This window comes from Comamonas sp. GB3 AK4-5, assembly GCF_041320665.1.
Lineage (GTDB): Bacteria > Pseudomonadota > Gammaproteobacteria > Burkholderiales > Burkholderiaceae_C > Comamonas.
In genome coordinates, this window is sequence record NZ_CP166730.1 from 4,720,878 (window position 1) to 4,746,779 (window position 25,902).

Here is a 25,902-nt window from a genome sequence, read left to right on the forward strand (position 1 = left end):
GCCTTTCAGCCCGGGCTCCAAGACCCATCTCGCCAAAGAGAAAAAGGGATAGCCTTGCACCATCCCATGGCCATGTTCTCAGCCTTGCTCCAGGCTGAGCCCGCGCACCCTTTGCCGGCGGGCGAAGAGCGTGCGGAGGCTGTGCTTGGCTTGTTAAGCCGCCAGGTTGGCGCGCATGGTGTCGATCACGGCCTTGTAGTCGGGCTTGCCGAAGATGGCACTGCCGGCCACAAAGGTATCGGCGCCGGCATTGGCCACGGCGCGGATATTGCTTTCCTTGATGCCGCCATCCACTTCCAGGCGGATGTCTTTACCAGAGGCTTCAATCAGCTTGCGAGCGGCTTCCACCTTGCGCAGCGTGCTATCAATAAAGCTTTGGCCGCCAAAACCGGGGTTCACGCTCATCAAGAGGATGAGGTCGATGTCCTCGATCACCCAGTCCAGCACCTCCAGGGAGGCCGCAGGGTTGAACACCAGGCCGGCCTTGCAGCCATGGCTTTTGATGTTCTGGATGCTGCGGTGGACATGCAGCGAGGCATCGGGGTGGAAGCTGATGAAATCAGCGCCGGCCTTGGCAAAGGCGCTGGCCAGCTCGTCCACGGGCTGGACCATCAGGTGCACGTCGATGGGCACGGGCTTGCCATCGGGCGTCACCGCGTGGGGCTTCACGGCCTGGCAGATCATGGGGCCGAAGGTGAGGTTCGGCACATAGTGGTTGTCCATCACGTCGAAGTGGACCCAGTCAGCGCCGGCAGCGATGACGTTGCGCACTTCTTCACCCAGGCGGGCGAAATCGGCAGACAAGATGGAAGGGGCAATGCGGTAGGTGGGGCTCATGGCCTGGCATTGTCGCAGTTACCATTGCGCCATGCCGACGTATGAGTTTCAAGTGGAAGTCGACACCCAATACCTGCCCATGCAATCCGATCCGGAGCAGGGGGTGTACCGCTTTGCCTACACCATCACCATCACCAACGCGGGCGACACGGCCGCGCAGTTGGTGGCGCGCGAATGGCACATCCATGATGCCCGTGGGGGCGAGCAACAGGTGCGCGGCCTGGGGGTGGTGGGGCGCCAGCCTTTGCTGCAGCCCGGCGAGTCGCACCGCTACACCAGTGGCTGCGAGTTGCCCACGCCCCAGGGCAGCATGCATGGCAGCTATCTGTGCGTGGCTGAAGACGCGGAAATCTTCCACACGCCCATTCCCTTGTTCGTGCTGGACGCAGAAGACGCCAGTGACGGGTCTGCGCCCCTCACTTCGCCGCCATCACGCGTGCTGCACTGACGCCACCATGCACTGGAACGCATGAAGCGCAACACTTACGACCTTCCCCGCCTGCTGGCGGAACTAGACCCCCATGCCGATCTGGCCCACCGCCATCTCTGGCTGATCCATGTGATTGACTGGGTGCGCGCCGCGCGCCCTTCCACCGAAGCTGCCGTGGAGCGGGTGCGCCTGCTGCTGGACGCCTTGGAGGCCGACCCCGACGCCGCCGCCCGGCTGCAGCTGTGGTGGCAGCACTGCATCAACACCGTGGACATCACCACGCTGCTGGCCGATTTTGGCTTTGCGCCCCGCACGGCCTTCTTCAGCGAAGTCACAGAGCGCCTGCGCTACAAGCTGCTGCCGCACACGCCGGAGACCATAGACGCCTCCGAGCTGTTCGTGCTGGCCCTGCACGATGATTTTGATGTGCGCTGGCTGCAGGCGCTGGACGAGCCTCTGCTGCTGCGCCTGTCCGCGCTGTTGCAGCCCGAGGGCAGCGCCGGCGCCGGCTTCTGGCAGCACGCGCTGCTGGGCGCCATCACCTATTGCGCAGGGCAGATTCTGTCCACCGGCTTTGCGCCCGAGCTGCGCTTGCGCATGAGCGAGGAGATTCGCGACGCCCAACCGTTTCACGCCCTGATCCACGACGTGGAGAGTCTGCGTGTGGAGGTGGTGCACGGCCTGCGCACACCGGACCGGCTGGAGCAGGCCGAGGCCCGCTTGCGCGAGCGTCTGGATGCCTGCCGCGCCGCCGTCGGCTCGGTGTATGCGCATTTCGCTTCCGAAGGCATTTCCGTGGGCCTGGTGTTCCGCCTGCGCCAGCTGCGCACCCGCATCGTGCGCGTGCGCCAGTTGCTGGACTGCTTGCTGTCCGAGCGCCCCCAACTGGAAGCCGCCCGCCTGCTGGCCGGCTTTGTCTCCGTGGGCCGCGACCGCCACAGCCTGCGGGCGCTGTATGACGCCAACTCCTCGCTGCTGGCCGCCAAGATCACCGAGCGCAGCGCGGAAACCGGCGACCACTACATCACCCGCACCCCGCGTGAATACCTGGGCATGGTGCGCCGCGCCGCCGGCGGTGGCCTGGTCATGTCCCTCACCACGCTGATCAAGCTGCTGCTGCATGCCCTGGCACTGTCGGCCTTCTGGGGCGGGTTTATTGCGGGCATCAACTACGCCCTCAGCTTTGTGCTGATCCAGCTGCTGCATTTCACCGTCGCTACCAAGCAGCCGGCCATGACGGCGCCCGCCATGGCAGCCAAGCTCAAGGACCTGGAAGCCAGCAACGCCGTCGAAGACTTCGTCGACGAGGTGGCCAACCTCACCCGCTCGCAGGTCGCCGCCATCCTGGGCAATGTGCTGGTGGTGGCACCGGCCGCCTTGGGCCTGTCGCTGCTGTACCTGCACCTGTGGGGCAAGACTCCGCTGGACGCCATCCACGCGGTGCAGACGCTGGACTCGCTCAGCCTGCTGGGCCCTTCGCTGCTGTTTGCCGCCTTCACCGGCGTGCTGCTGTATGCCAGCAGCATTCTGGGCGGCTGGGCCGAGAACTGGTTTGTGCTGCGGCGCATGGACTCGGCCATACGCTACAACCCCAGCATCACCCAATTGCTGGGCAGCCAGCGTGCACAGCGCTGGTCCGACTTCCTGCGCCAGAACATCTCGGGTTTTACCTCCAATATCTCGCTGGGCTTTATGCTGGGCCTCACGCCCGCGATTGCGGGGTTTTTCGGACTCGGCCTGGAAGTGCGCCATGTCACACTGTCTTCAGGCCAGATCGGCGTGGCTACTGCCTCGCTGGGCCTGGAAGTGCTGCACCTGCCTGCCTTCTGGTGGGCCGTGGCCATGCTGCCATTCAACGGCGCACTGAACGTGCTGGTCAGTTTCTCCCTGGCATTTCGCACCGCCTTGCGCGCACACAACGTCACAGGCAAGGAGCGTTCGCGCATTTATGCTGCCATCCGCCATCGGCTGCGTACCCGGCCGTTGAGCTTCTTCACTCCCTGACGTCGGCCATCGCCCTCTGCAGGAGGGCAGCGGCGGCCTTGCACCAGTGCGCTAGTTCATGGCGCCCACCGTGCTCCCTTGTGGGAGGGCGGCGGGCCCGGATACAACGACAACAAAGGAGGCGCCATGGGCGACATGCTGAGTTTTTGGTCCCAGTGGCTGCGCCCCTCGGCGGGCCTGCCCACCGTGCAATGGGCCTTGCTGCTGGCCCTGGCCTCCATCGGCGGTTACTGGTGCCAGCGCTTCACAGGCGTGCCCAAGGTGGTGGGCTATGCCGTGGTCGGCACACTGGCCGGCCTACTGGGCATGACCGAGGCGCAATGGCCGCTGCACGGCCCCGTGCAATTCCTGTTGGAGCTGGGCGTGGCCGTGGTGCTGTTTGAATGCGGGGCACGCATCACGCTGCGCTGGTTTCGCCACAACCCCATGGTGCTGGTGCAAAGCGTGCTGGAGTCGGTGCTGACCTATGCGGCGGTCTACAGCACGCTGCGCTGGCTGGACATGCCGGCGGCAATCGCGGCATCGCTGGGCCTGATTGCCATGGCCTCTTCACCGCTGCTGCTGCGCCGTGTCAGCGACGATATGCACGCCAGCGGACCGGTCACCGACCGCGCCATGGTGCTGGCCACGCTGTCCACGCTGTATGCGCTGACGCTGGGCAGCGCCAAGGCGGAAATCTTTGCCCGCCCCAGCAATTCGCTGTTGGACGACCTCTCTCCCGTGCTGGTGGTGCTGGGCGTTTCGGTGCTGATGGCCGCCGTGCTGGCAGGGCTGATACGCCTGTCGCTGCGGGTGATGAACCCCAGCAGCGAGAACACCTCCATCTTGATTCTGGCGCTGATTGCCGCCGCATCGGCCGTGGCCGCCCACCTGGGGGGCTCGGCACCGCTGGCGGCGCTGCTGGCAGGCATGGTGCTCAAACAGCTGCACCCGCGCCCCTGGGTCTGGCCACGCCAGTTGGGCACGGCCTCCAGTCTGCTGACCATGCTGAGCTTTGTGCTGGTGGCCAGCGTGTCCGCCAGCGCACCCTGGAACCTGTCGGTCACCGTGGCCGTTCTGGCCCTGGTGGCCGCACGGCTGCTGGCCAAGGCCGTGGGCGTGTCGCTGGGCAATATCGGCTCGGGCAGCAGCTGGCGCCAATCGGTCTGGGTGGCAGGTGCCATGGCCCCCATGTCCGCCGTGGCGCTGCTGCTGACCTCCCAATTCGCCCATGCCGCACCGGAGGCCGGGCAGCTGATTGCCAGCATCGCCCTGCCCGCCATCTTGCTGCTGGAGCTGGCCGGCGCCATGCTGGCCACGCTGTCCCTGTACCGCGCTGGCGAAGGCACGGGCTGGCGCGGTCTGCGGCGTACCCCGTCGCGGCCTCCGGCTGCCACCACCGAAGGAGAGCGCGATGCCACTTGAAGCCTTTCACCGCTCTGCGCCACTGACCCTGGGCGTGGAGCTGGAGTTGCAGCTGGTCAACACCCACGACTACGACCTGGCCCCCTACGCCGAAGACATGCTGCGCCTGATGCACAGGACACCGCTGCCCGGCTCCGTGGTGCCGGAGATGACCAGCAGCATGATCGAAATCTCCACCGACATCTGCCACAGCGCGGCCGAGGTGCTGAGCCAGCTCTCGCCGATACGCGACGCCCTGGTCAAGAGCGCGGACAAGCTCAACATCGCCGTGATTGGCGGCGGCACCCACCCCTTCCAGCTGTGGCACCAGCAGCGCATCTACGACAAGCCACGCTTTCAGGAGCTGTCGGCGCTGTATGGCTATCTCTCCAAGCAATTCACCATCTTTGGCCAGCATGTGCACATCGGCTGCCCCGGCCCGGACGAAGCCCTGCTGATGCTGCACCGCATGAGCCGCTACATCCCGCATTGCATTGCGCTGTCGGCCAGCAGCCCTTATGTGCAGGGCCAGGACACGGCCTTTGACTCGGCCCGACTGAACTCGGTGTTTGCCTTTCCGCTGTCGGGCCGCGCGCCCTGCCTGCTCACCTGGCAGGAATTCGAGCAGTACTTCGACAAGATGACCGCCACCGGCGTGGTCAAGAGCATGAAGGACTTCTACTGGGACATACGCCCCAAGCCCGAGTTCGGCACCATCGAAATCCGCGTCTTCGACACCCCGCTGACCATTGAACGCGCCGCCGCCCTGGCCGGCTATGTGCAATCGCTGGCAGCCTGGTTCATCGACACCCAGCCCTTCACGCCGCAGGAAGACGACTACCTGGTCTATACCTACAACCGCTTCCAGGCCTGCCGCTTTGGCCTGGATGCGGTCTATGTGGACCCCGCCACCGGCGGCCACCTGCCGCTGGCCGAGCATATTCTGCAGACCATGGACCTGATTGCCCCGCAGGCCGAACGCCTGGGCGCCATGCCCGCGCTGCAGATGCTGCGCACCGACATCCAGCGCCGCCACAACGACGCCCGCTGGCTGCGCGAGCGCCAGCAGGACGAGCAGTTGCTGGCCGAAGTGGTGCGGCAAGCGGGATTGAGGTTTAGAGGCTCCCCCTGAGTCGCCTACGGCGCCTTCCCCCTCTCTGGCGCTGCGCGCCGGAGGGAGAGGCAGCCTCGCTGCCCCAGGCCTGGGACACGCCAGTTTTTTGCGCGCAGCCCTGGCGAAAGGGGCATGGCATGCGGCAGGGGAGTGCGCGCCCCTGTCTTGGGTGCTGCCCCCTCCCCCGCCGGGGGGAGGCAGGGATGGGACTTGGCTCCGGTATTTCTCCCTCGCCCCTTCGGGGAGAGGGCTGGGGTGAGGGGGCTCCCGCAAAAAAGCACCTCCGGCCTGGGCCAGGATTTCAAGCCAAATCCCCTGATTAGCTACATGCCTCAGATGAAGCCTCACTCCGAATTGCGCTACTGCGCGGATATGACGTCCTGAGGCCGGGTCTCGCCCCGGCAGGCGAGGTACTTTTCTTGCTCGTGCAAGCAAAGTACCCAAAAGAACACGCCCCTACTGCCCATGTCCCTTCGCTTCGCTGCGGGCAAGCTCGGTGCTCGATCCCAGGGCGGTGCCGCAGAACTCGCGGCGCGGCTATGCCGCTCTGCTCAAACATGCTGCGGCAAGCTTGACCACGAAGCAGCTGTGTCCTGCGGCACAGCTGCCCGCCCCGCGCTCTGCGCGCCGAGCCATGGGCAGAAGGGGAAAACGGGAACCGAATACCCGCCCTGCGCGGGCTGCGCTGTAGACGAGCCTTATCTCCAAACCCTCGACGCCTGGTGCTTCGCCACACTGCTGGCGCCGCGGCTCTTCCCCTTCTATACACGCCTGCGGCGCACAGCACACAGGGCCGCATGGCTGCCGTAGGACAGCCATGCTTCGTAGACTGACTTGCCGCGGCTGTTCGAGCGGAGCGCTGCAAGCGCGCAGCGAGTTTTGCGGCAGGCCCTGTGTGTTGGGTGGCGCAGGTTGCCCCAGCGCGACAGCGCAGGGGTCGGGGATAGCAAGGGCGTGTTCTTTGGCTCCTTTCTTGCACGAGCAAGAAAGGAGCTCGCCCGCCGGGGCGAACTCCCGGCTTCGGAACATCACTTCACAACAGTGCCTGAGACAAGTATCCAATCAGGTCAAACCTTCTTGAAACCCTTTATACAAAAGCATGAGAAGCTCTTTTTTCAAGAGCATCAACGCACGGCCTCAATGGTCTTTTTCGGCCAGGTCGCCAACGCCAGCCCGGCCACCACCACCAAGGTGCCCCACACATCGCTGCCGCGCAAAGCGGTGCCAAACACCAGGGCCGACAGCACAATGCCAAAGACCGGATTGAGCAAATGAAAGCTGCTGGCCTGGGCCACGCCAATGCGGCGCAGCAGGGCCAGCCAGAGCAGGAAGTCGGCAATCGATACCAGCAGCACCAGATGGGCAAAGGCCAACAGGTAGTCGGGGTGCTGCAAGGCGGAAAACGCCTGCGGCAGATGTGGTGCAAAAGGCAGCATGGCCAAAGCCCCCACCAGGTTTTGCAGGCCGTTGAGCAGCAGCGGATCATGCTGCGCAGCACGGCGCCGGTACCACACGGTGCTGGCGGCAAATGACAGGGTGCCCAGCAGCACCAGCAACATGCCATAGGGCTCGGCGCCGCCCTGCATGCGTGCGGACAGCACCAGGTAGACGCCGCCAAAACCGGTGACCACGCCCGCCAGTTGCGGCCAGGTACAGCGGCTGCCGCTGATGACGGACAACGCAATGGCAAAGAACGGGGCGGTGGACACAATCAGTACCGTGGCCTCGGGCGACACCGTGCGCAGCCCAAGAAAAGACAGGCCCAGGTACAAGGCATTGTTGAAGACACCCAGCACCACCGCATTCGCCAACAGCGCCTGGCTGCGCCATGCAGCCGCAGGCCGCGTCCGCAATGCCCAGGCCAGCATCAGGCAACCGGCCACGGCAAAACGGGCGCACAGCAAGGACATGGGATCGATGTGGACCAAAGCCACTTTGCCGGCCACAAAGGCCGAGGCCCACAGCACACTGAACAGACTGCCCGCCCAAAAAATCGGCATCCGCTGCATAGGACGTACTCCCCGGTGCAAGCCAGGCTGCGCACCACCCGCAAGCTGCCCGCAACCCTTCATTGTGGGCAGCCAGGCGCGCAAAAGACAAGCGTGAAAAACCTGTGCCTGCGGCAAGCCCAGGTTGATGCCACCGCGCCGAAGCCGCCGCACAAAACCCCGACAATCCGGGGCTTGTGCTTGGAGGACATAGCCCGTGGGTGAATTCGATCTGATCCGCCGTTTTTTCCAGCGCCCCGTGCGCCGCGCCGCCTTGGGCGTGGGCGATGACTGCGCGCTGCTGGCGCCCGCGCCCGGCATGCAGCTGGCCGTGTCCTGCGACATGCTGGTAGAGGGCCGGCATTTTTTTGCCGATGTGGAGCCGCGCCTGCTGGGCCACAAGGCCCTGGCCGTCAACCTCAGCGATCTGGCCGCCAGCGGCACCGCGCCCCTGGCCTTTACGCTGGCCCTGTCGCTGCCCCGTGCCGATGAGGCATGGTGCGCCGCCTTTGCCCAGGGCCTGCTGGCCCTGGCCGACCAGCATGACTGCGAGCTCATAGGCGGCGACACCACGGCCGGGCCGCTGAATATCTGCATCACCGTCTTTGGGGAAGTGCCCAGCGGCCAGGCCCTGCTGCGCAGCGGCGCACGGGCGGGGGATGACATCTGGGTCAGCGGCCATCTGGGCGACGCCCGCCTCGCGCTGGAGGCACTGCTGGACCAACACCCGCTGCCCCCAGATTTGCTGGCCGCCACCCGCACGCGGCTGGAAGCGCCCACGCCCCGCGTGGCTCTGGGTCTGGCGCTGCGCGGCATTGCCAGCAGCGCGCTGGACGTGAGCGACGGCCTGCTGGGTGACCTGGGCCATATCCTGAAAGCCAGCGGCGTGGGCGCCTGCATAGACTGCAGCCTGACTACGCCTTTGATAGCGGCCTACGCAGACATACAGCGTTCCGACACCATTTTTGACCGTGATTTCCTGCGCCTGTGCACCCTGGCAGGTGGCGATGATTACGAGCTGTGCTTTACCGCCCCGGCAGCGGCCCGCGCAGCCGTGCTGCAGGCCGGCGCCAGCAGCGCCACCCCCGTGACGCGCATAGGCCGCATCGAGGCCGAACCCGGCCTGCGGGTGGTCGATGGCGAAGGCCTGCCGGTGACCACACGGTTCGCCTCCTTCGACCATTTCGCGGGTTGAAACCCTCTATGATGCGAATGGGTGGCTATGCAGATCCTTCCTTCTCACTCTTTTGAAATCTAGGGTCTGCGCTCTCCATCCTCTTGATATGGGCGCGTGCAGCAATGCAGGCGCTCTTTTTTTTGCCATGCCCATGAACAGCTCCATGTATTTGCGTCGCCGCCGCCTTGTGCTCCCTCTGCAAGAGGGCGGCAGCTTGCCGCTGGCCCAACTGGCCACGCTCTACCAGGAGCTGGAGCCCCTGGGCTTCACGCTGTCCGCCGCGCTGGATGCGCATCTGCGCAAGGTCGATGCGCAGGTTTTCACCACTTTCTACCGCGGCCTGATGGCTGACGTGCGAAAAATGCTGGGCGCCCACCACATATGGCGCCCGCTCTACCCTGGGTTTCCACAGCAGGTGATGCGAGCCAGCGAGGCCGAGCTCTACCTCAACGCCATCTTTCACTACGCCAGCTCCGGCCAGTGGCTGCCGGCGCTGGGCCGCAATGGCCAGGAGCCCGGGCGCAAAGCCCTGGCACAGGCCGAGCGCCGCGCCTGGCTCAAGCCCATAGACCTGGGATCGCAGCAAGACTTCGAGACCATCTTCACCCAGCTTGCGGGTGCCAAGTCCTCCCTCTCCGAGCAGGACGCCAAAGACCTCGCCTGGTTTGTGCAGCAGCACGGCCACCGCGTGTATGGGCTGATGCCGCCCGCCTTCCACTCCCGTGAGAACCTGGCGCTGCTGGGCGCGGCGCTGCTGAAGGTCAACCATGCGCGGGCCCAGGAGTTTCTGTCGCCCCTGCTCAAGACCGCCACCGACGTGCTGCGCCTGGCCGTGGCGCTGGGCGGTGGCGATGTCTCGCTGGCCACGCCTTCGCGTTGCGGCAAGCTGGCGCGGCCCCTGCGGCGCTGGCTGCTGTCGATGTTGGAGGGCTGCGGTCAGTTGGAAGAAGACATGTGGCGCCGCCCCGAAGTCTTCAAACGCCTGGGCGAGGTGCTGCACCCGGGCGAATATGGCCAACGCTTTCCGCGCACGCTGCAGGCCTTTGCCGGTGTGCGCAGCGGCCAGCGGCCAGCGTCCTTCAGCAGCCTGGTCGAGCAGCAATTGCGCGAAGGTGCTGTGCAGGATGCGGCGCAGACCCTGGCCCAGCGCCCGGGCGAGCTGGCCCGCAGGCTGGACCACCTGCTGCGCTGCAGCGCCACGCCCGAGGCGGTGCTGGCGGACTTTACCAAGGTGGCGGACCAGGTGTCCACCACCGTGTTGTTGCAGGCCATGGTGCATTTTCGCCGGCGTGACGCCGTGCAGCTGCGCAGCTTTTTCCCCAAGGGCAGCGTGGCCAAGGTGTTTGCCATTGCGGATGAGCGCCCTGCCATCCGCACGGAATTGGCGCAGCAGGCGGCCGACCTTTGCGAGCAAGCCCTGCTGGCGCGCTTTGCAGCCCTGCCACCGCTGGGGCGCTGCCATGTGGAAGCCGACCTGGCCAACTACCTGGTGCCCTTTTCCCAGCGCTCAGCCGCCAAGGCCTTGCGCACCCTGGTGCGTGGCAGCCGCATGCCGTTGCCAGGCAGTGACTTCATCCGCCTTTTTCTGTGGTGGAAGAACGGCCGCTCGCGCACCGATATCGACCTGTCCGCCGCCCTTTACGGGCCGGACTTCAACTACCTGGACGTGCTCTCCTACTACAACCTCAAAAGCTTTGGCGGCTGCCACAGCGGCGACGTGGTGGACGCCCCACAAGGGGCTGCGGAGTTCATCGATCTGGATGTGCAAAAACTCCAGGCCGCAGGTGTGCGCTTTGTCGTGGCCTCCATCAACGCCTACACCACGCAGGCCTTTTGCGACCTGCCCGAGTGCTTTGCGGGCTGGATGGCGCGCAGCGATTCGGACTCCGGCGAGATCTTCGAGCCCGCCACCGTGCAGGACCGGGTGGACATTGCCAGCGACACCACCATCTGCCTGCCCATGGTGTTCGACCTGCAGCAGCGTCAGGTGATCTGGGCCGATATCGCGCTGGAGCGCCATCCGCGTTGGAACAACAATGTGGCTGGCAATCTGTCCGGCGTATCGCTGATGCTGCGTGCGCTGACCGGCCTGGTCAAACCGGATCTGCACACGCTTTTCATGCTGCATGCACGCGCACGCGGGCAGCTGGTGGAGCATGCGCAAGAGGCCGACACCGTGTTTGGCGTCCACCAGGGCATCACCCCTTTTGCGCTGGACCGCATCCGCGCCGAATTTTTGTAAGACGACGGCCGCAACGATGCGGCCACGCTGCCCAGCACAGGGTCTGGGCTTTCTACAATGCCCCCCATGGACCAGCCCATTCCCGACATTTCCGACGTCGAACCCAAACGCATCATCGAAGCCGACGGCCCTGCCGCACAACCGCAGGGCACTGCCCCTCCGCGCCCTGTCCGGACCACGGTGGGCTTCATGATGGCCCACCCGGCCCACTTCATCGCCATGGGCCTGGGCAGCGGCCTCAGCCGCGTGGCCCCGGGCACCGTGGGCACGCTGTGGGGCTGGCTGTCGTTTCTGGTGCTGATGCAGTGGCTGGACCCGGCCCAGATCGGCCGCTTGCTGCTGGTGGGATTCTTTGTCGGTTGGTGGGCCTGCACGGTCACCGCCCGCCATATGCGCGTGGCCGACCCTGGGGCCGTGGTCTGGGATGAAATCCTGGCCATCTGGCTGGTGCTGTGGCTGACCATGCCCATGGGCTTTTGGGGGCAGCTTGCGGCCTTTGCGCTGTTCCGCTTCTTCGATGCCGTCAAACCCCAGCCCGTGAAGTGGGCCGACCGGCAGTTCAAGGGCTTTGGCTGGAAAGGCGGCTTCGGCATCATGTTTGACGATCTGGTCGCCGCCTTTTGCACGCTGCTGGTCATGGCCTTGTGGCGCCACTTCACCGTCTGAGGCACGACACGCTCACACCGCCACGGCGCGTTGGCGCGTGCCCAGCAGCGCCAGCGCAGCCAGCGCCATCAACATGCCGCCGTAGACATAGGTGGTGGCTTCCAGGCCAATGCGCTGCGTCATCAGTCCGGCGGCAATCGCCGGCAGGCTAAAGGCCAGGTAGCTCAGGATGTAGACCGCCGACAGCAGGCCCGCACGTTCATGGCCAGCAGCCAGCGGCATCACGCTGCGCAGCGCTCCCTGAAAGCCCACACCAAAGCCCACGCCCGCCACCACTGAGGCACTGAGCATCCACACCAGGCTGTGCTGGTGAACCCCCGCCAGCAGCAACGCCACACCCGCCAGCAAAGCCACACCACCCAGGCGCAACAGCCCGCGCGCCGGCCAGGCACGCAGGCACCAAATGCCCACAGCCGCGCTCACGGTGTTGATGCACACGGCCAGGCCGGCGGCCATTTCCGAGCCGGTCACCACGCGCAGCAACGTGGGGGCAAGCGACAGGTAAAAACCACCCAGTGCCCACACGGCCATGTCCATGGGTGCCATGCGCACAAAGGCGGCGCGCACCTGCTGCGGCAGCCGTACACGCGGGCGCAATGTGGCCCAGGCACCGGGCCGGCGCTGCCCACTTTCGGGCATGCACAGCACCGCACAGGCCGCCAGTGCGAACAACACCAACAGCAGCCAGAACACCAGCGTGCGGCCCAGGTCAGGCAGCAAGGCCACCAGCTCGTTGGCACCCAGCACACCTGCGGCCATGCCCAGCATGGGCGCCAGCGTGTTGATCAGGGCTCCGCGATCGCGGTCCACGTCCAGCAAAGCCGCACCCACCGCTGCGCCCGCTACGCCGGTGGCCACGCCCTGCAGCACGCGCGCCCACAGCAGGCCCTGCACATCATGGGCCGTGGCAAACACCGCCATGGACAGGGCTTCCAGCACCAACGCTCCCAGCAGCACCGGGCGACGGCCCAGGTGGTCAGACAGCGCGCCCATGGTCAGCAGCGCCAGCAGCAGGCTGAAGGCGTAGACCGCGAACACCAGAGTCAGCATGCCCGAGGAAAAGCCCCAGTCCTGCTGGTAGAGCCTGTACAGCGGCGTGGGCGCGCTGGAGGCTGCAAAAAAAGCGGCCAGCGTCAACGCCAGCACGGCCAGGCTACGGCCTGGGCGGGGAGCTACAGAGGAGGGAAACATGGTCAAGCAGCCTTGGAGTACCATAAAAGCAAAATATTTGCGTTTGTAGATTGTGCCGCTTTGCCACACTAACGCAAATAATTAGCTTTAATGACCATGATTGCCAAAGACCTACCCCAAAGCCGCCCTGGAGGCCGCAGTGCGCGGGTACAAGCCACCGTGCACCAGGCCGTGCAGCAACTGCTGGCGTGCATGCCGCGCGAGGCTCTGTCGTTTCCGCTGATTGCCGCCGAGGCTGGCGTGACGCCTTCCACCCTGTACCGCCGCTGGGGTGATATGCAGCAGTTGCTGGCCGATGTGGCGCTACAGAACATCCGCCCCACGAGCCCGCCTGCCGACACCGGCAGCCTGCGTGGCGATCTGCTGGCCTGGACCGAGCAGTACCTCGAGGAAATGGGCTCGCCCCTGGGCCGCACCATGTTGCGCGACATGCTGGTCAGCTCGCAGGACGACAAAGTCACTTCCTGCTGCGCAGACATCATCCGTGAACAGTTTCAGACCCTGTGCGCACGTGCCTCCGCGCGCGGTGAGCCCACGCCCGAGGTGGAGGTGCTGCTGGACCAACTGGTGGCGCCCATCGTCTACCGCATCCTCTACGGGTTGCAGCCCGACCAGGCCTATGGGCAGCGGTTGGTGCAGACATTGATGCCGCCCCCCTGAGCGACAGAACGGCCCATACCTTTGCTGTCGTGGGTTAGATGCCAGTTGCATCGCTACGCAGCGCCATGCTGTGTGGCAGAACACGCTGCCAGCAATGCCACAATGGGCCATCCATCGTCTTGCTTTGTGCCCATGCAAAAAACAGCTTTGCTCTGGCTGGCCGCTCTGGCCTGCTCCGCCCAGGCCCAGCCCGCTCCCGATACCTCCCGCATCACCCAGGTCACGCTCTACCCCGGCAGCGCCACCGTGGAGCGCACGCTGCAGCTACCTGCCGGCGCGCGCCAGGCCGTGCTGGCCTGTCTGCCCGCCGGCCTGGATATGCAGGCCTTGCAAGTCAGCGCCCCAGCCAGCGTGGCCGTGGGCGAGATTGCCGTGCGCCAGCAGCCCCGCGCCCAGGTGCCGGGCTGCGCCAGCCCGCAGGAAGCCCGTGTGCGTGCCTTGGAAGACCAGATTGCCACCTTACAAGCCGAGGCCCAGGGCCTGGAGCAGGCCAGCGGCTGGCTGAACCGCTACACCCAGCCCACGAGCGCGGCCCAGATTGCCGGCACGACCGATGCCCTGCGCCGTTCCGGCCAGACCGTGGCCCTGCGCCAGCACCAGCTGGCACGCGAGCAGCAGGCACTAGAGGCCCTGCTGAAACCACTGCAGGCCGAGCAACAGCGCACGGCCAACACCCAGGTCAGCCAGGTGCAGATCACCCTGTCCGCCCCGCAAGGTGGTGCGCTGCAGCTGCGCTACCAGGTACGCGGCCCGGGCTGGCAGCCCGGCTACCGCGCCACGCTGGACACCAGCAGCCAGCAGGTCAAGCTGGAGCGCACGGCCCTGGTCGCCCAAAGCAGTGGCGAAGACTGGCGCGATGTGCCGCTGACCCTGTCCACCGGCCAACCCACGGCCCACACCGTGGCCCCGCTGCCCCTCCCCTGGCGCATTGCCCAGGCCCAGCCCGAGCCACCGCGCCCGGCCCCTGCCCCCATGGCCCGCGCCGCAAAGTCCAGGGCCATGGTTGAAATGGCCGCCGACGCAGCCCCGGAGCCCTCGTTCGACGCCAGCGTCTTCGAAGGCAGCCATGCCACCTTGTTCAAGCTGCCCCAGCGCATCAATGTGCCATCGCATGGCGAGCAGCTCACCCTGTCGCTGGGCACGCAGCAGCTCGATACCCGCATGGTGGTGCGCACCGTGCCGGCACGTGACCTGGGCGCCTATCTGATCGCCAGTTTCACCCTGCCCGAAGGCGTGTGGCCCGACGGCGCAGTGACCCTCTACCGCGACAGCGCCTATGTGGGCCAGGGCCGCTTGCAGGCCGCCGATGTGGCCAAGAACGGCCTGGGCTTTGGCCGCGACGAGCGCGTGCAGGTGCAGGCCTTGCCCGCCAGCCAGCAGCAAGGCAGCAGCGGCCTGCTGGGCAGCCGCCAGCAACGTGAAGTGCGCACGGCCTGGGAAGTGCGCAACCAGCACCGCAACCCCATCACACTGCAGCTGCTGGACGCCGCCCCCGTGGCCGAGCAGCAGGACATCCGCGTGCAGTCGCGCTACCAGCCCTTGCCCACCACCACCTCGTGGAACGAGCAGCCCGGCAGCCTGCTGTGGGAGCAGACCCTGCCAGCCGGTGCCAGCACGCGCATCAGCGCCGAGCACCAGATCAGCTGGCCCGGCGATATGCAGCTGCGCGAGCGCCGCTGACCCACACAGCCAAGCAATGGAGTTGCCCATGGAACCCGTCCCCGCACTGGCCCAGGCGCTGTCGGCGCGCGGCTGGATGATGGCCACGGCCGAGAGCTGCACCGGCGGCCTGATCGCCGCCGCCTGCACCGATATGGCCGGCTCCAGCCGCTGGTTTGAGCGCGGCTTTGTCAGCTATTCCAACGCCGCAAAATCCGAGCTGCTGGGCGTGCCTTCGGAGCTCATTGCCCAACACGGCGCCGTCAGCGAAGCCGTGGCCCGCGCCATGGCTGCCGGTGCTGCGGCCCACGCCCCGGTGCAGGCCAGCGTGGCCGTGACCGGCATTGCCGGCCCCGATGGCGGCAGCCCTGACAAGCCCGTGGGCACGGTGTGGTTCGGCTGGTGGGTGCAAGGCCAGCTGCACAGCGAGCGCATGCTGTTTGCCGGTGACCGCGCCGCCGTGCGCCAGGCCACAGTGGCCCATGCCCTCACCAGGCTGCTGGCCCTGCTGCCCGCATAGCCGCGCTGCAAGCAAAGCGCTGAGAGTGGAGAGCGGCCATGCCAGCCGCCTCCCACAACATCTTGCAAGCATTGGGAGCGACGAACGGCCCATCCAGGGCTTATGCTGCACAGCTCGCAGCAGCCACCCAGGCTGCGGTCTTTTTCCCCTGAATTCCCACAATGCCCAGCCTCATCGTCCACGGCGGCACGCCCTTGCACGGCCGCATCATTCCTTCCGCCAACAAAAATGCCGTGCTGCCGGTGCTCTGCGCCACGCTGCTCACGGCCGAACCGTTGCGCCTGCATGGCGTGCCCGACATCACCGATGTGCGCAAGATCCTGGAGATCTTCCGTGCCCTGGGCAGCGAGGTGAAGCTGGACGAAACCACCCGGGTGCTGGAGCTGCACCACCGCGACACCCACTTTGATGCGGCGCTGCACCGGCTACCCGAGGAAATGCGCTCCTCCATCATGCTGGTGCCACCGCTGCTGGCCCGTTTTGGCGTGGCCAGGCTGGAGGACAACGTCAAGGGCTGCACCCTGGGCGTGCGCGAGATCGACCCCCATGTGGAGATCTTCCGCAGCTTTGGTGGCCAGGTCGAGCGCAGCAGCGGCTCGCTGCTGATCCGCAGCGCGGGCCCGCTCACGCCCAACCACCATTGGCTGGACTATGCCTCGGTGACCAGCACCGAGAATTTTGTGCTGTGCGCGGCCGCAGCCCCCGGCGAATCCACGCTGACCAATGCCGCGTCCGAGCCCCATGTGCAGGAGTTCTGCCGCTTCATGGCCATGATGGGAGCGGACATCGATGGCATTGGCACCTCCCGGCTCGCCGTGCGCGGAGGCAAACCTTTATCCGGCGGCGAGTTTCACTTCGAGGAAGACTTCCACGAAATCACCACCTTTTTGGCACTGGGCGCCATTACCGGCGGTGATATCCAGGTGCGCAACAGCACGCCCGCCAACTTCCCGCTGCTGGACCGCAGCTTCGCCAAGTTCGGCGTGCGCATCGTGCACGAAAACGGCTGGTCGCGGGCCGTGCGCTCCGGCCCGCTCCAGGTGCAGCAGCCCTTTACCAGCAATGTGCTGACCAAGATCGAAGCCGCGCCCTGGCCTTATTTTCCGGTCGACCTGCTCCCCATCTTCATAGCGCTGGGGGTCTGCGCCCAGGGCAACGCCATGTTCTGGAACAAGGTCTACGACGGCGCCCTGGGCTGGACCAGCGAGCTGTCCAAATTCGGCGCCCATGTGTTCTCTTCGGACCCCCATCGCGTGGTCACCTTTGGCGGTAACGCGCTGACGCCGGCCGTGGTCGACAGCCCCTACATCATCCGGGTGGCGATCTCGCTGTTCATGGTGGCCAGCAGCATCCAGGGCCGCTCCGAAATCCGCCACGCCACCCCCATACGCCGCGCCCACCCCAACTTTGTCGAAAACCTGCGCAGCCTGGGCGCACGCGTCGAATGGGCCGACGAGGAGTGATGGCCCCCAGGCCTTGAGCGGCCTGGCCTGCCCGCAGCCCTGTGCGCAATGGCAGGCCCGGCGCCCCTCTCGCATCCCTGGGTTGACGCAGCCCATCCCGGGCCCCACCATGGCCCGGTTGTCTTTTCCCACACCGCCATGTGCCAAGTCTTTGTCAGCGCCGATCCGCAGCTCTGGGCCCACCGGACCCGCTCCATCCGCCTGCATGGCGTGGCCACCAGCATCCGGCTGGAAAACCTGTTCTGGCAGGTGCTCCATGACATCGCCACCCGCGACGGCTACAGCGTGCCCCAGCTGTGTACCCGGCTGTACGACGAGCTGGTGGCCGAGCGTGGTGCGGTGGAAAACTTCACCTCGTTCCTGCGCGTGTGCTGCACCCGCTATCTGGCGCTGCAGCTGTCGGGCGAGATTCCGCAGGACGCCCGCATCCCGATTCGCTCGTTGACCGTGGGCTCAGGCCTAGAACGCCAGCCTGCACCTATAGCGCTGCGGCATTAGGGCACTACCTCTAAACACGTTAGGCTTGAGTAAACCACCATGCTGCTGTGCCATGACTTCCGAGCTCACAACCCCAACGTTTGAAACTGCATTATAAAATGCAGCCACCACACACGAATGGATGCGCAGGAATAATCAAACTACTATAGGTAGTAGATTTTCTATGGAAATAGCGCCGTCACCACAGCACTGCGACTATTCGATAGCAAAGAAGGTTTCAATGTCAAAACAAGCGCCAACGTTGTTCACTGGAACACTTTATGGAAGCGCGCAGCTCGAAGTTCTTTACTGTAATGGAAATATGCTCACCAGCAGCCCAGTTTGGGTGCGCTTGCAGTTAGAGAGACTGCAATGGCAGATTGCCATACCTCAAAGATATTTTTCCCATCAGCTTTATAACAATAGCTACCTAGGAAAGCTGTCAAATATCGTTTTTCCACCCAATGCAACAGATGCTGGACTGAACATACCAGAGCTGAATCTGGAAGAAATCCGTTCTCCGATGCCTGCCTGTATTAACGAGGAGCTCTTTGCAGATTGGCTACCATCAACCTATTTTGCTGGGGATTTTCCTTCGCAATATGAGTTACTCAACGTCCTAGCTACAAATGGAAGCAGTCTGTGCACTCATAGCCCTGAATCACCAGCCTTATATGCAAGCATATATCAGTTGGCTAACCGAATCACTCCCCAGTGCATAACACTCCCCAGCCAAGCCACCCTACACATTGCTTGTGAACCCTCTAACGAGCATTTCCTCGTATCGCTTTGGAGTGATAGTGATTGGAGTACATACCAAGATGCAACTTTGCTGGCCGTCGAGCTCTTGGCAAACTCGCCAGCCCAAAAAATACGCAGCATTAACAACACAGAACACACATTTTATCTAACTGCACGCCATGTCCCCAACGCACGGCAACTCACCCGACTTAAGCTCCCAGATTTTTGGTGTCTGGAGCAAATCGTTCACCGCTTGGCATCGCTGCCACCAGAAGATTTTCAGCGCTTCAAGATTTCAACCCTACATCACCTGCACGCCAAAGCCTTGAATGGCCCCATAGAAATCCGTTACATCATGGAAATGACATGGGTGGAAATACTGGATGGTGAAAATACACTTCAAGCGACCAGTACAGCGGCATTGCTCGGGATCGACGAAATCGGAGCACATTTCATAAACGTAGTCCGCCACAAACTCATCCATGAGACCGGAACATTAAGTGATGCAGTAACCGCAGCAAGAGTGAAAATTTTTCAGACAAACGCTATAAATAATAAAATAGAACAATTGGCCTACACACACCGAATTGAGCGTTCCCTGGACCTTGACCTAAAAAATGTGCCAGAAATAGAAATAGCGCTGGCCTTTCGACTGTGTGAGCGCATCGACACCGCAATATGGACATTTTTAGGCTTTGCGCCAAACAGCATTGAGCGCTCTAGACTTGTCCGCTGGCCTAATCATCAAAGCGCTCCCATTCCGGTTGAGCACCCAAAGCCCTTTGCCCATCTACCGATTTTCCCCCAATTAACCCATCAACAAAAAAGCAGCCCGGAGGCTGCTTCTAAAATAGCTGGCTGATAACGTCAATTGAGCGCCATGCTCAGCTTGCGTCGGTAGCTGTTGATCAAGGCCGTGGCTTCATCCTGCTCGGCCGCACCCTTGCCCAGCAGCTCGATGCCACCGGCGCTCTTGCCAGGTACGGCATCCTGCTTCTTGGGCTTGGGCGGGGTCAGCAACTCAAGGATGCCCACATACAGCTTGCGTGCGGCCTGTTCGTTCCAGACCTTGTCGCGCATGATGATTTCCAGCAGCTCGTCCAGACTGGCCGTCCACTGGCCTTCGGCGGCCAGCACGCGGGCCTTGGCAAAGCGGGTGTCGAAGTCGCGCTTGTTCTGAGCGATGGCGGCGTCAAACTGCTCCAGCGGCCAGTTGCCGCGATCGTCCTGTTCCACAAACACCATGGCCTGCAGCCACTGGTGCAGGGCTTCAAAGCGCTGGGACTGGGGAATGCGCTTGAGCGGCTCCACCAGCAGGCCGGCAGCCTCTTCGTAGCCGCCGGTGGCGATCAACAGGCGCACATAGTCAAAGCGGGCATCGTCATTGGCCGGGTCGGCCTCCAGGGCATCGGCCAGCTTTTGCAGCGCGGCCTGGGTGTCGCCGGACTCCAGCATTTGCTGGGCCTCGTCCACCTCGGCCTCGGCCACCAGCTCGCCTTCGGAGGGCAGGTGTTTGTTCAGAAACTCACGCACCTGGCCTTCGGTTTGCGCGCCCATGAAGCCGTCCACCGGGCGGCCACCGATCATCAAGATGCAGGTGGGCACGCTGCGGATGCCGAACATGCCGGCGATTTGCTGGTTGGCGTCCACATCCACCTTGGCCAGAGTGAAGCGACCGGCGTATTCGGCCTCCAGCTTCTCCAGCGTGGGCACCAGGGTCTTGCAGGGGCCGCACCAGGTGGCCCAGAAGTCCACCAGCACCGGGGTCTGCATCGAGGCGGCCACGACTTCGGTTTCAAAATTCTCGATGGTGACGTCAATCATGTAATTTCCCATGCTGTGCGCGGCGCTGTAAGGGCCGCGCGAAAAACTTCAGTGCTTCGGCATCCACCCCATGGCTGCCGCACGATGCGGGGATTCTCCCCGCAAATACCGGTCTGCCACCCATAGGCCGGCGCAGCCTGGGTGTTATGGCAGACACTCGCTGCGAAAATGGGAGCATGCAGTGCATATTTCAAGTGCGGTCCGTGGCAATACGATTGCACCGCCAGCAGCAGCCCGCAGTGCGGACACATTCCCCGGCCCTGTGGCGCACCCACCAAGGAGCAAAAGCTTGATCGAAGTTTCACAACTGGTGTTTGAATACCCAGGCCACCGCGCACTGGATGGCGTGAGTGTCTCCATCGCTGCCGGCAGCGTGACCGCGCTGGTGGGCCCCAATGGCGCCGGCAAGTCCACGCTGATGCGCTGCATCGCGGGGCTGGACCAGCCGCTGTCCGGCCATATCCGCGTCAAAGGTCTGTCCGTGGAAGACCAGCCGCGCGAGGTGCACCAGCATCTGGGTTATCTGTCGGATTTCTACGGCCTGTACAACCGACTGACCGTGGCCCGCTGCCTGCAGTATTCGGCCCTGTCCATGGGCGTGGCCGAAAACATGGTCGCCGCCCGCGTGCAGCAGGTGGCCGCGCAGCTAGGCCTGTCAGAGCTGCTGCAACGCTATCCCACAGAGCTGTCGCGCGGCCAGCGCCAGCGTGTGGCCATTGGCCAGGCCATCGTCCACCAGCCCAGTGTGCTGCTGCTCGACGAACCCGCCAGCGGCCTGGACCCCGAGGCGCGCAGCAGCCTGTCGCAGCTGTTTCGCCAGCTGCAAGCCCAGGGCATGACGCTGGTGGTGTCCAGCCACATCCTCAGCGAGCTGGACGAGTACTGCAGCCATATTCTGAGCATACGCAAGGGCCGCATCGAAAGCCACGAGGCCTTGCAAACCGGCCAGTTGCCAGCCACAGCTACGGCAGATGGGCTGGAGGCCGCAGAGTCGCAAGCCCTTTATGCGCTGGAGATTGCACCGCACCAGGCCGAAGGTTTTGAAGCCCTGCTGCGCCAGGCCCTGCAAGGCAGCGTCGTGCAAGACTTTGACGCCACGGGCAGCAGCCCCATTCAGCTGTGGTTGCCCGCCGAGGCCGCCGCCCGCGCGGCCTGGCTGGCCCGCCTGGTGCAGGCCGGCATTCCCGTGGCTGCGCTCTCCCCTCTGCGCGAACGGCTGCAAGACCGCTACACCCGCACCGCCCAGGCCCGCAACTCCAGCCATCAGGAGCAGCCATGAGCACGCGCAACCCCGAATTCCAGCGCCAGATTTGGCTGAACTGGCACCCTTCTTTGCTGGCATGGAGCCTGGGCCTGACCCTGCTGCTGCTGGCGCTTCCGCTGGCCCTGTCTTCTGCCGAAGAACTGCCCGACTCCCTGAAAAACACCGCCATCACCGGACTGTGGCTGGCGTCCTGCCTCTACGGCAGCATATTGGCAGGCCGCAGTCTGACCGAAGAGGCCACCCACAACACCTGGGACTGGCAGCGCCTGTCCGCCCTCTCCCCATGGCAGATGGCCTGGGGCAAGCTGCTGGGCGCCGCACTCCCCGCCTGGCTGTATGTGCTGTGGTTTGCCGCTGCCATCGCGGGCATCTATAGCATCTGGCATTTTGAGGGCCTGGGTCTGAACGCGGCCCATGTCATAGGCATGGCCATGCTCTGGGGCCTGGGCGCACAGGCCTGGGCCATGAATGCGGTGCTGATGAGCTGGGGCCAGCAAGACCTTCCCGCCAACCGCAAACGCGTGGTCTTTTTGCCGCTGCTGTTGCTGTCCTTTATGTCCGGCCCCATTTTCGACGGGACCTATGGCGCAGTTTTCAACCACGACGCGGACGCTGTGAACTGGTGGGGCATGGAGGTCGGCAGCCTGGGCGTTGTCTATCTCACAGGCGGCCTGGTACTGGGCCTGGGCCTGCTCGGCCTGTGGCGGCTGCTGTGCACGCGGCTGGATGTCCGCACCCTGCCCTGGGCCTGGCCTCTGGGCATTGTGCTCAGCGGTTTTGTCCTCAGCGGCGTACAGCACGCAGACGCGCTGACCCTGCTCACCAAAACGGGCTGGATTGCGGTGCTGGCCACGGTCTACATCGCCCTGCAACATATGGACCAACATCTGCGCGCCTGGCGCCAGGTGCAATGGTCGGCCAGCCAGGGCCGCTGGCGCGAGATGCTGGAAGCCCTGCCCCTGTGGCCGGTCAGTCTGCTGCTGGGCATGCTGATTTCCATCGCGGCGCTGTTAATACCGGCTTCGGACGAAATCTCCTCCTCCCAGGTTCTGGGCCGTTTCTCCATCTTGATCCACCTGCAGCTGCTGCGCGACTGCCTGCTGCTCACGGGCTTTGCCCTGCTCGCAGGCAAGCTCAAATCGCCCATGCTGTCCTTTGTGATTGCCTGGCTCATCCTCAACATCGTGGCGCCGCTGCTGGCTTATGGCATAGCCGACTTCAGCGGCGCCATGTTGCTACAGCCCGTGCTGGCCGTGCGCTTTTTCATTGATGCCATTGAGCCACTGAGCCCGTGGCAGCAGTACGCACCCTGGGCCTCGCTGGGCCTGCAAACCCTGCTGGTGCTGGGCTGGGTCCTCCACATCTTCAAGGACCGCGTACTGGGCTTTGCCCAGGACCACAGCGCCGCGAAGGTCTGATACGGCTTTGCATTCAATGGGATAACTAGGCGGGGAGGCGCAAACAGGGGGCCAAGACCCGAAACCACCCACAGCTATGGCGAAACCGTAAAATCAGGGGTTCCACTAGGCCGGGCCGCAGCCGCCCTCACAAGACAACATGAACCCCATCCAAGTTGGCGTAGTCATGGGTTCCAGCAGCGACTGGGACACCATGCAGCACGCAGTTGCCATCCTCCAGCAATTCGGTATCGCCTTCGAGGCCCAGGTCGTTTCGGCCCACCGCATGCCGGACGACATGTTCCGTTTTGCCGAGGCTGCCGCAGGCCGTGGTCTGAAAGCCATCATCGCCGGTGCCGGGGGCGCCGCCCACCTGCCGGGCATGATTGCCGCCAAGACCACCGTGCCCGTGCTGGGCGTGCCCGTGGCCAGCCGCCATCTGCAGGGCGTGGATTCGCTGCACTCCATCGTGCAAATGCCCAAGGGCGTGCCCGTGGCCACCTTTGCCATCGGCAATGCCGGCGCCGCCAACGCCGCCCTGTTTGCCGTGGCAATGCTGGCGGGTGAAGACCCGGCCCTGCGCGCCAAGCTTGACGCCTTCCGCGCCGAGCAGACCGAGGCCGCCCGCAATATGACGCTGCCGGTGAACGAATGAGCACCGCCGACGTGATCCTGCCCGGGGCCACCCTGGGCGTTCTGGGTGGCGGCCAGCTGGGCCGCATGTTTGTGCATGCCGCCCAGTCCATGGGCTATTTCACCGCCGTGCTGGACCAGGACGCCACCAGCCCTGCCGGCCTGGTCAGCCACCGCCATGTGCGCACCGGCTATGAAGACCCGCAAGGCCTGGCCGAGCTGGCCCAAACCTGCGCCGCGGTGACCACCGAATTCGAAAACGTGCCCGCTGGCGCCCTGAACCAGCTGGCACAAAGCCTGCCGGTCTCGCCCGCAGGCAGCGCCGTGGCCATTGCCCAGGACCGCGCTGCCGAAAAGGCCCACTTTGTGAAATGCGGCGTGCCCTGCGCGCCCTATGCCGTGATCGAAACGCCCGCGCAACTGGCGGCCGTGAGCGACGGCTTGCTGCCCGGCATTTTGAAAACGGCCCGCATGGGCTATGACGGCAAGGGCCAAATCCGCGTCAAGACCCGCGAAGAGCTGGTCAAAGCGTGGGACGAGCTGAAGAACGTGGCCTGCGTGCTGGAAAAGATGCTGCCTCTGGCCCATGAATGCTCGGTCATCGTGGCCCGTGGCCGCAGCGGCGCCATCGTCAATCTGCCCGTGCAGCGCAATTTGCACCGCGACGGCATTCTGGCCGTGACCGAGGTGTATGAAGGAAATCTGCCTGCAGCCCAGGTGGAGCAAGCGATTACCGCTGCAAAGTCCGTAGCAGAAGGCCTGAACTATGTGGGCGTTCTGTGCGTGGAATTTTTTGTGCTCGAAGGCGGCCAACTGGTGGTCAACGAGATCGCCCCGCGCCCGCACAACAGCGGCCACTACAGCCAGAACGCCATGGATGTGTCGCAGTTCGAGCTGCAGGTGCGCTGCATGACCAATCTGCCCCTGGTGCAACCGCGCCAGCACAGTGCCACCATCATGCTGAATCTGCTGGGTGATCTGTGGTTCCAGCACAGTGACACCGCCCAGGCCCCGGCCTGGGACCAGATCCTGGCCCTGCCCGGCGCCCATCTGCACCTGTATGGCAAGACGGACGCCAAACGCGCCCGCAAGATGGGCCACCTCAACATCACCGCTGCCACGCCCGAGCAGGCCCGCGCCACCGCCCTCAAGGCGGCAGAAATCCTCGGCATCGAGCCGTTCTAAGGAAGCCACGTGATTCTGGATGGAAAGCTGGACGCCTCGGTCCAGGCCGCTGCCGCAGCCCTGCAAGCAGGCCAGTTGCTGGGCCTGCCCACCGAAACCGTGTACGGCCTGGCCGCCGGCAGCGACAACGATGCTGCCGTGGCGCAGATTTTTGCGGCCAAGGGCCGGCCAGCCAACCATCCCCTGATCGTGCATGTGGCCGACAGCACGGCCATCACCCGCTATGCCAAGGAGGTGCCGCTGTTTGCCCAGCAACTGATCGACGCCTTCTGGCCCGGCCCGCTGACCCTCATCCTGCCGCGCCTACCCCATGCGGCCAAGGCCTCCACCGGCGGCCAGGACAGCGTGGGCCTGCGCTGCCCTTCCCATCCCGTGGCCCATGCCGTGCTCAAGGCCTGCCAGAGTTTGAACCCGCCGGTGTGGGGCGTGTCCGCGCCCAGCGCCAACAAGTTCGGCCGCGTCAGCCCCACCACGGCAGCCCATGTGGCCAGCGAGTTTGGCGACGATCTGTTGGTGCTGGACGGTGGCGCCTGCGAGGTGGGCATTGAATCAACCATAGTGGACTGCACACGCGGCGTACCCGTGCTGCTGCGCCCCGGCGCCATCACGCGTGACGACATAGAGCGCGCCTGCGGCCTGCGCCCGCTCTCGAAAGAAGAGCTACCTGCGCATACCCCACGCGCCTCCGGCACGCTTTTGGCCCATTACGCGCCAAACGCCAAGGTCAGGCTGATGGATGCAGCCCAGCTGCAAGCCGCCCTGAACACCCTGACGGCAGACAGCCCACGCCTTGCCCTCTACCACCGCAGCCCGCTGGCTGTGCCGGCATCGGCCTCCAGCGCCAGCCTGCATGCCATGCCATCGGACGCGCTGGCCACGGCCCGCGTGCTGTTTGGCCAGCTGCGCGATTTTGACGAGCTGGGCGCCCAGCAGATCTGGATCGAAACCCCACCCGCCAGCGCCGACTGGGAAGGCGTGTGCGACCGCCTACAACGCGCCGCAGCGGCGGGCTGAGCCGCACCATTCCCCTGCCCTGTGCAGGCCAGG

Annotated in this window: 22 protein-coding genes; 18 read left to right on the top strand and 4 right to left on the bottom strand. The window is 64.7% G+C overall.

The window, feature by feature from the left end:
• Positions 1 to 153: 153 nt before the first annotated feature.
• A complete protein-coding gene (gene rpe / locus ACA027_RS20920; RefSeq protein WP_370680103.1) occupies positions 154 to 837 on the bottom strand; it encodes a ribulose-phosphate 3-epimerase in 684 nt (227 codons plus the stop codon).
• Between the two features lie 31 nt (positions 838 to 868).
• Between rpe and apaG the strand changes: the two genes are divergently transcribed.
• From apaG to ACA027_RS20940, 4 genes are all read left to right on the top strand, one after another.
• The gene (gene apaG, locus ACA027_RS20925; protein ID WP_370680104.1) at positions 869 to 1,285 is read left to right on the top strand and encodes a Co2+/Mg2+ efflux protein ApaG; all 417 of its coding nucleotides are present in this window, start codon (positions 869 to 871) and stop codon (positions 1,283 to 1,285) included.
• Between the two features lie 21 nt (positions 1,286 to 1,306).
• Complete coding sequence (locus ACA027_RS20930) at positions 1,307 to 3,271, top strand: site-specific recombinase (RefSeq protein WP_370680105.1); 1,965 nt, start codon at positions 1,307 to 1,309, stop codon at positions 3,269 to 3,271.
• Between the two features lie 126 nt (positions 3,272 to 3,397).
• The gene (locus ACA027_RS20935; RefSeq protein WP_370680106.1) at positions 3,398 to 4,675 is read left to right on the top strand and encodes a cation:proton antiporter; all 1,278 of its coding nucleotides are present in this window, start codon (positions 3,398 to 3,400) and stop codon (positions 4,673 to 4,675) included.
• Entirely contained in the window at positions 4,665 to 5,786 is a 1,122-nt protein-coding gene (locus ACA027_RS20940) for a YbdK family carboxylate-amine ligase (RefSeq protein ID WP_370680107.1), read from the top strand. The genes ACA027_RS20935 and ACA027_RS20940 overlap by 11 nt, the downstream gene beginning before the upstream one ends.
• A 1,106-nt stretch (positions 5,787 to 6,892) precedes the next feature.
• On the opposite strand, the gene ACA027_RS20945 is transcribed toward ACA027_RS20940, so the two are convergent.
• Positions 6,893 to 7,777, bottom strand: a complete 885-nt coding sequence (locus ACA027_RS20945; protein ID WP_370680108.1) for a DMT family transporter — start codon at positions 7,775 to 7,777, stop codon at positions 6,893 to 6,895.
• A 196-nt stretch (positions 7,778 to 7,973) separates the two neighbouring features.
• Here ACA027_RS20945 and thiL point away from each other — a divergent pair, with 196 nt between their 5' ends.
• The 3 genes from thiL (at position 7,974) to ACA027_RS20960 (ending at position 11,841) form a co-directional block, all read left to right on the top strand.
• Positions 7,974 to 8,951: a thiamine-phosphate kinase gene (gene thiL, locus ACA027_RS20950; protein ID WP_370680109.1), complete on the top strand. Its 978-nt coding sequence runs from the start codon at positions 7,974 to 7,976 to the stop codon at positions 8,949 to 8,951.
• A 133-nt stretch (positions 8,952 to 9,084) separates the two neighbouring features.
• A complete protein-coding gene (locus ACA027_RS20955) occupies positions 9,085 to 11,175 on the top strand; it encodes a TerD family protein (protein WP_370680110.1) in 2,091 nt (696 codons plus the stop codon).
• A gap of 189 nt (positions 11,176 to 11,364) precedes the next feature.
• Positions 11,365 to 11,841 carry a phosphatidylglycerophosphatase A gene (locus tag ACA027_RS20960; RefSeq protein ID WP_370682649.1) on the top strand — a complete coding sequence of 159 codons (477 nt, stop codon included), beginning with the start codon at positions 11,365 to 11,367 and terminating at the stop codon, positions 11,839 to 11,841.
• Positions 11,842 to 11,853: 12 nt separating this feature from the next.
• On the opposite strand, the gene ACA027_RS20965 is transcribed toward ACA027_RS20960, so the two are convergent.
• Positions 11,854 to 13,032, bottom strand: a complete 1,179-nt coding sequence (locus ACA027_RS20965; RefSeq protein ID WP_370680111.1) for an MFS transporter — start codon at positions 13,030 to 13,032, stop codon at positions 11,854 to 11,856.
• Between the two features lie 96 nt (positions 13,033 to 13,128).
• Between ACA027_RS20965 and ACA027_RS20970 the strand changes: the two genes are divergently transcribed.
• From ACA027_RS20970 to ACA027_RS20995, 6 genes are all read left to right on the top strand, one after another.
• Positions 13,129 to 13,692, top strand: coding sequence for a TetR/AcrR family transcriptional regulator (locus ACA027_RS20970; protein ID WP_370680112.1), 564 nt, complete (start codon positions 13,129 to 13,131; stop codon positions 13,690 to 13,692).
• A gap of 132 nt (positions 13,693 to 13,824) precedes the next feature.
• Positions 13,825 to 15,372 (top strand): DUF4139 domain-containing protein, encoded by a 1,548-nt coding sequence (locus ACA027_RS20975; protein WP_370680113.1) that lies wholly within the window; start codon positions 13,825 to 13,827, stop codon positions 15,370 to 15,372.
• Between the two features lie 28 nt (positions 15,373 to 15,400).
• Positions 15,401 to 15,871 carry a CinA family protein gene (locus tag ACA027_RS20980; protein ID WP_370680114.1) on the top strand — a complete coding sequence of 157 codons (471 nt, stop codon included), beginning with the start codon at positions 15,401 to 15,403 and terminating at the stop codon, positions 15,869 to 15,871.
• Positions 15,872 to 16,032: 161 nt separating this feature from the next.
• The gene (locus ACA027_RS20985; protein WP_370680115.1) at positions 16,033 to 17,334 is read left to right on the top strand and encodes a UDP-N-acetylglucosamine 1-carboxyvinyltransferase; all 1,302 of its coding nucleotides are present in this window, start codon (positions 16,033 to 16,035) and stop codon (positions 17,332 to 17,334) included.
• A gap of 138 nt (positions 17,335 to 17,472) precedes the next feature.
• Positions 17,473 to 17,832 (top strand): ribbon-helix-helix domain-containing protein, encoded by a 360-nt coding sequence (locus tag ACA027_RS20990; RefSeq protein ID WP_370680116.1) that lies wholly within the window; start codon positions 17,473 to 17,475, stop codon positions 17,830 to 17,832.
• Between the two features lie 163 nt (positions 17,833 to 17,995).
• Positions 17,996 to 19,414, top strand: coding sequence for a hypothetical protein (locus ACA027_RS20995; protein WP_370680117.1), 1,419 nt, complete (start codon positions 17,996 to 17,998; stop codon positions 19,412 to 19,414).
• A gap of 5 nt (positions 19,415 to 19,419) precedes the next feature.
• Here ACA027_RS20995 and trxA read toward each other — a convergent pair whose 3' ends face one another.
• Positions 19,420 to 20,376, bottom strand: a complete 957-nt coding sequence (gene trxA, locus ACA027_RS21000; RefSeq protein WP_370680119.1) for a thioredoxin — start codon at positions 20,374 to 20,376, stop codon at positions 19,420 to 19,422.
• Between the two features lie 289 nt (positions 20,377 to 20,665).
• Here trxA and ACA027_RS21005 point away from each other — a divergent pair, with 289 nt between their 5' ends.
• The 5 genes from ACA027_RS21005 (at position 20,666) to ACA027_RS21025 (ending at position 25,869) form a co-directional block, all read left to right on the top strand.
• The gene (locus ACA027_RS21005) at positions 20,666 to 21,655 is read left to right on the top strand and encodes an ABC transporter ATP-binding protein (protein ID WP_370680120.1); all 990 of its coding nucleotides are present in this window, start codon (positions 20,666 to 20,668) and stop codon (positions 21,653 to 21,655) included.
• Positions 21,652 to 23,058: a hypothetical protein gene (locus ACA027_RS21010; protein WP_370680121.1), complete on the top strand. Its 1,407-nt coding sequence runs from the start codon at positions 21,652 to 21,654 to the stop codon at positions 23,056 to 23,058. The genes ACA027_RS21005 and ACA027_RS21010 overlap by 4 nt, the downstream gene beginning before the upstream one ends.
• Positions 23,059 to 23,197: 139 nt before the next feature.
• A complete protein-coding gene (purE, locus tag ACA027_RS21015; RefSeq protein WP_370680122.1) occupies positions 23,198 to 23,692 on the top strand; it encodes a 5-(carboxyamino)imidazole ribonucleotide mutase in 495 nt (164 codons plus the stop codon).
• The gene (locus tag ACA027_RS21020) at positions 23,689 to 24,855 is read left to right on the top strand and encodes a 5-(carboxyamino)imidazole ribonucleotide synthase (protein WP_370680123.1); all 1,167 of its coding nucleotides are present in this window, start codon (positions 23,689 to 23,691) and stop codon (positions 24,853 to 24,855) included. The genes purE and ACA027_RS21020 overlap by 4 nt, the downstream gene beginning before the upstream one ends.
• Before the next feature lie 9 nt (positions 24,856 to 24,864).
• Positions 24,865 to 25,869: an L-threonylcarbamoyladenylate synthase gene (locus ACA027_RS21025; protein ID WP_370680124.1), complete on the top strand. Its 1,005-nt coding sequence runs from the start codon at positions 24,865 to 24,867 to the stop codon at positions 25,867 to 25,869.
• Positions 25,870 to 25,902 lie beyond the last annotated feature (33 nt).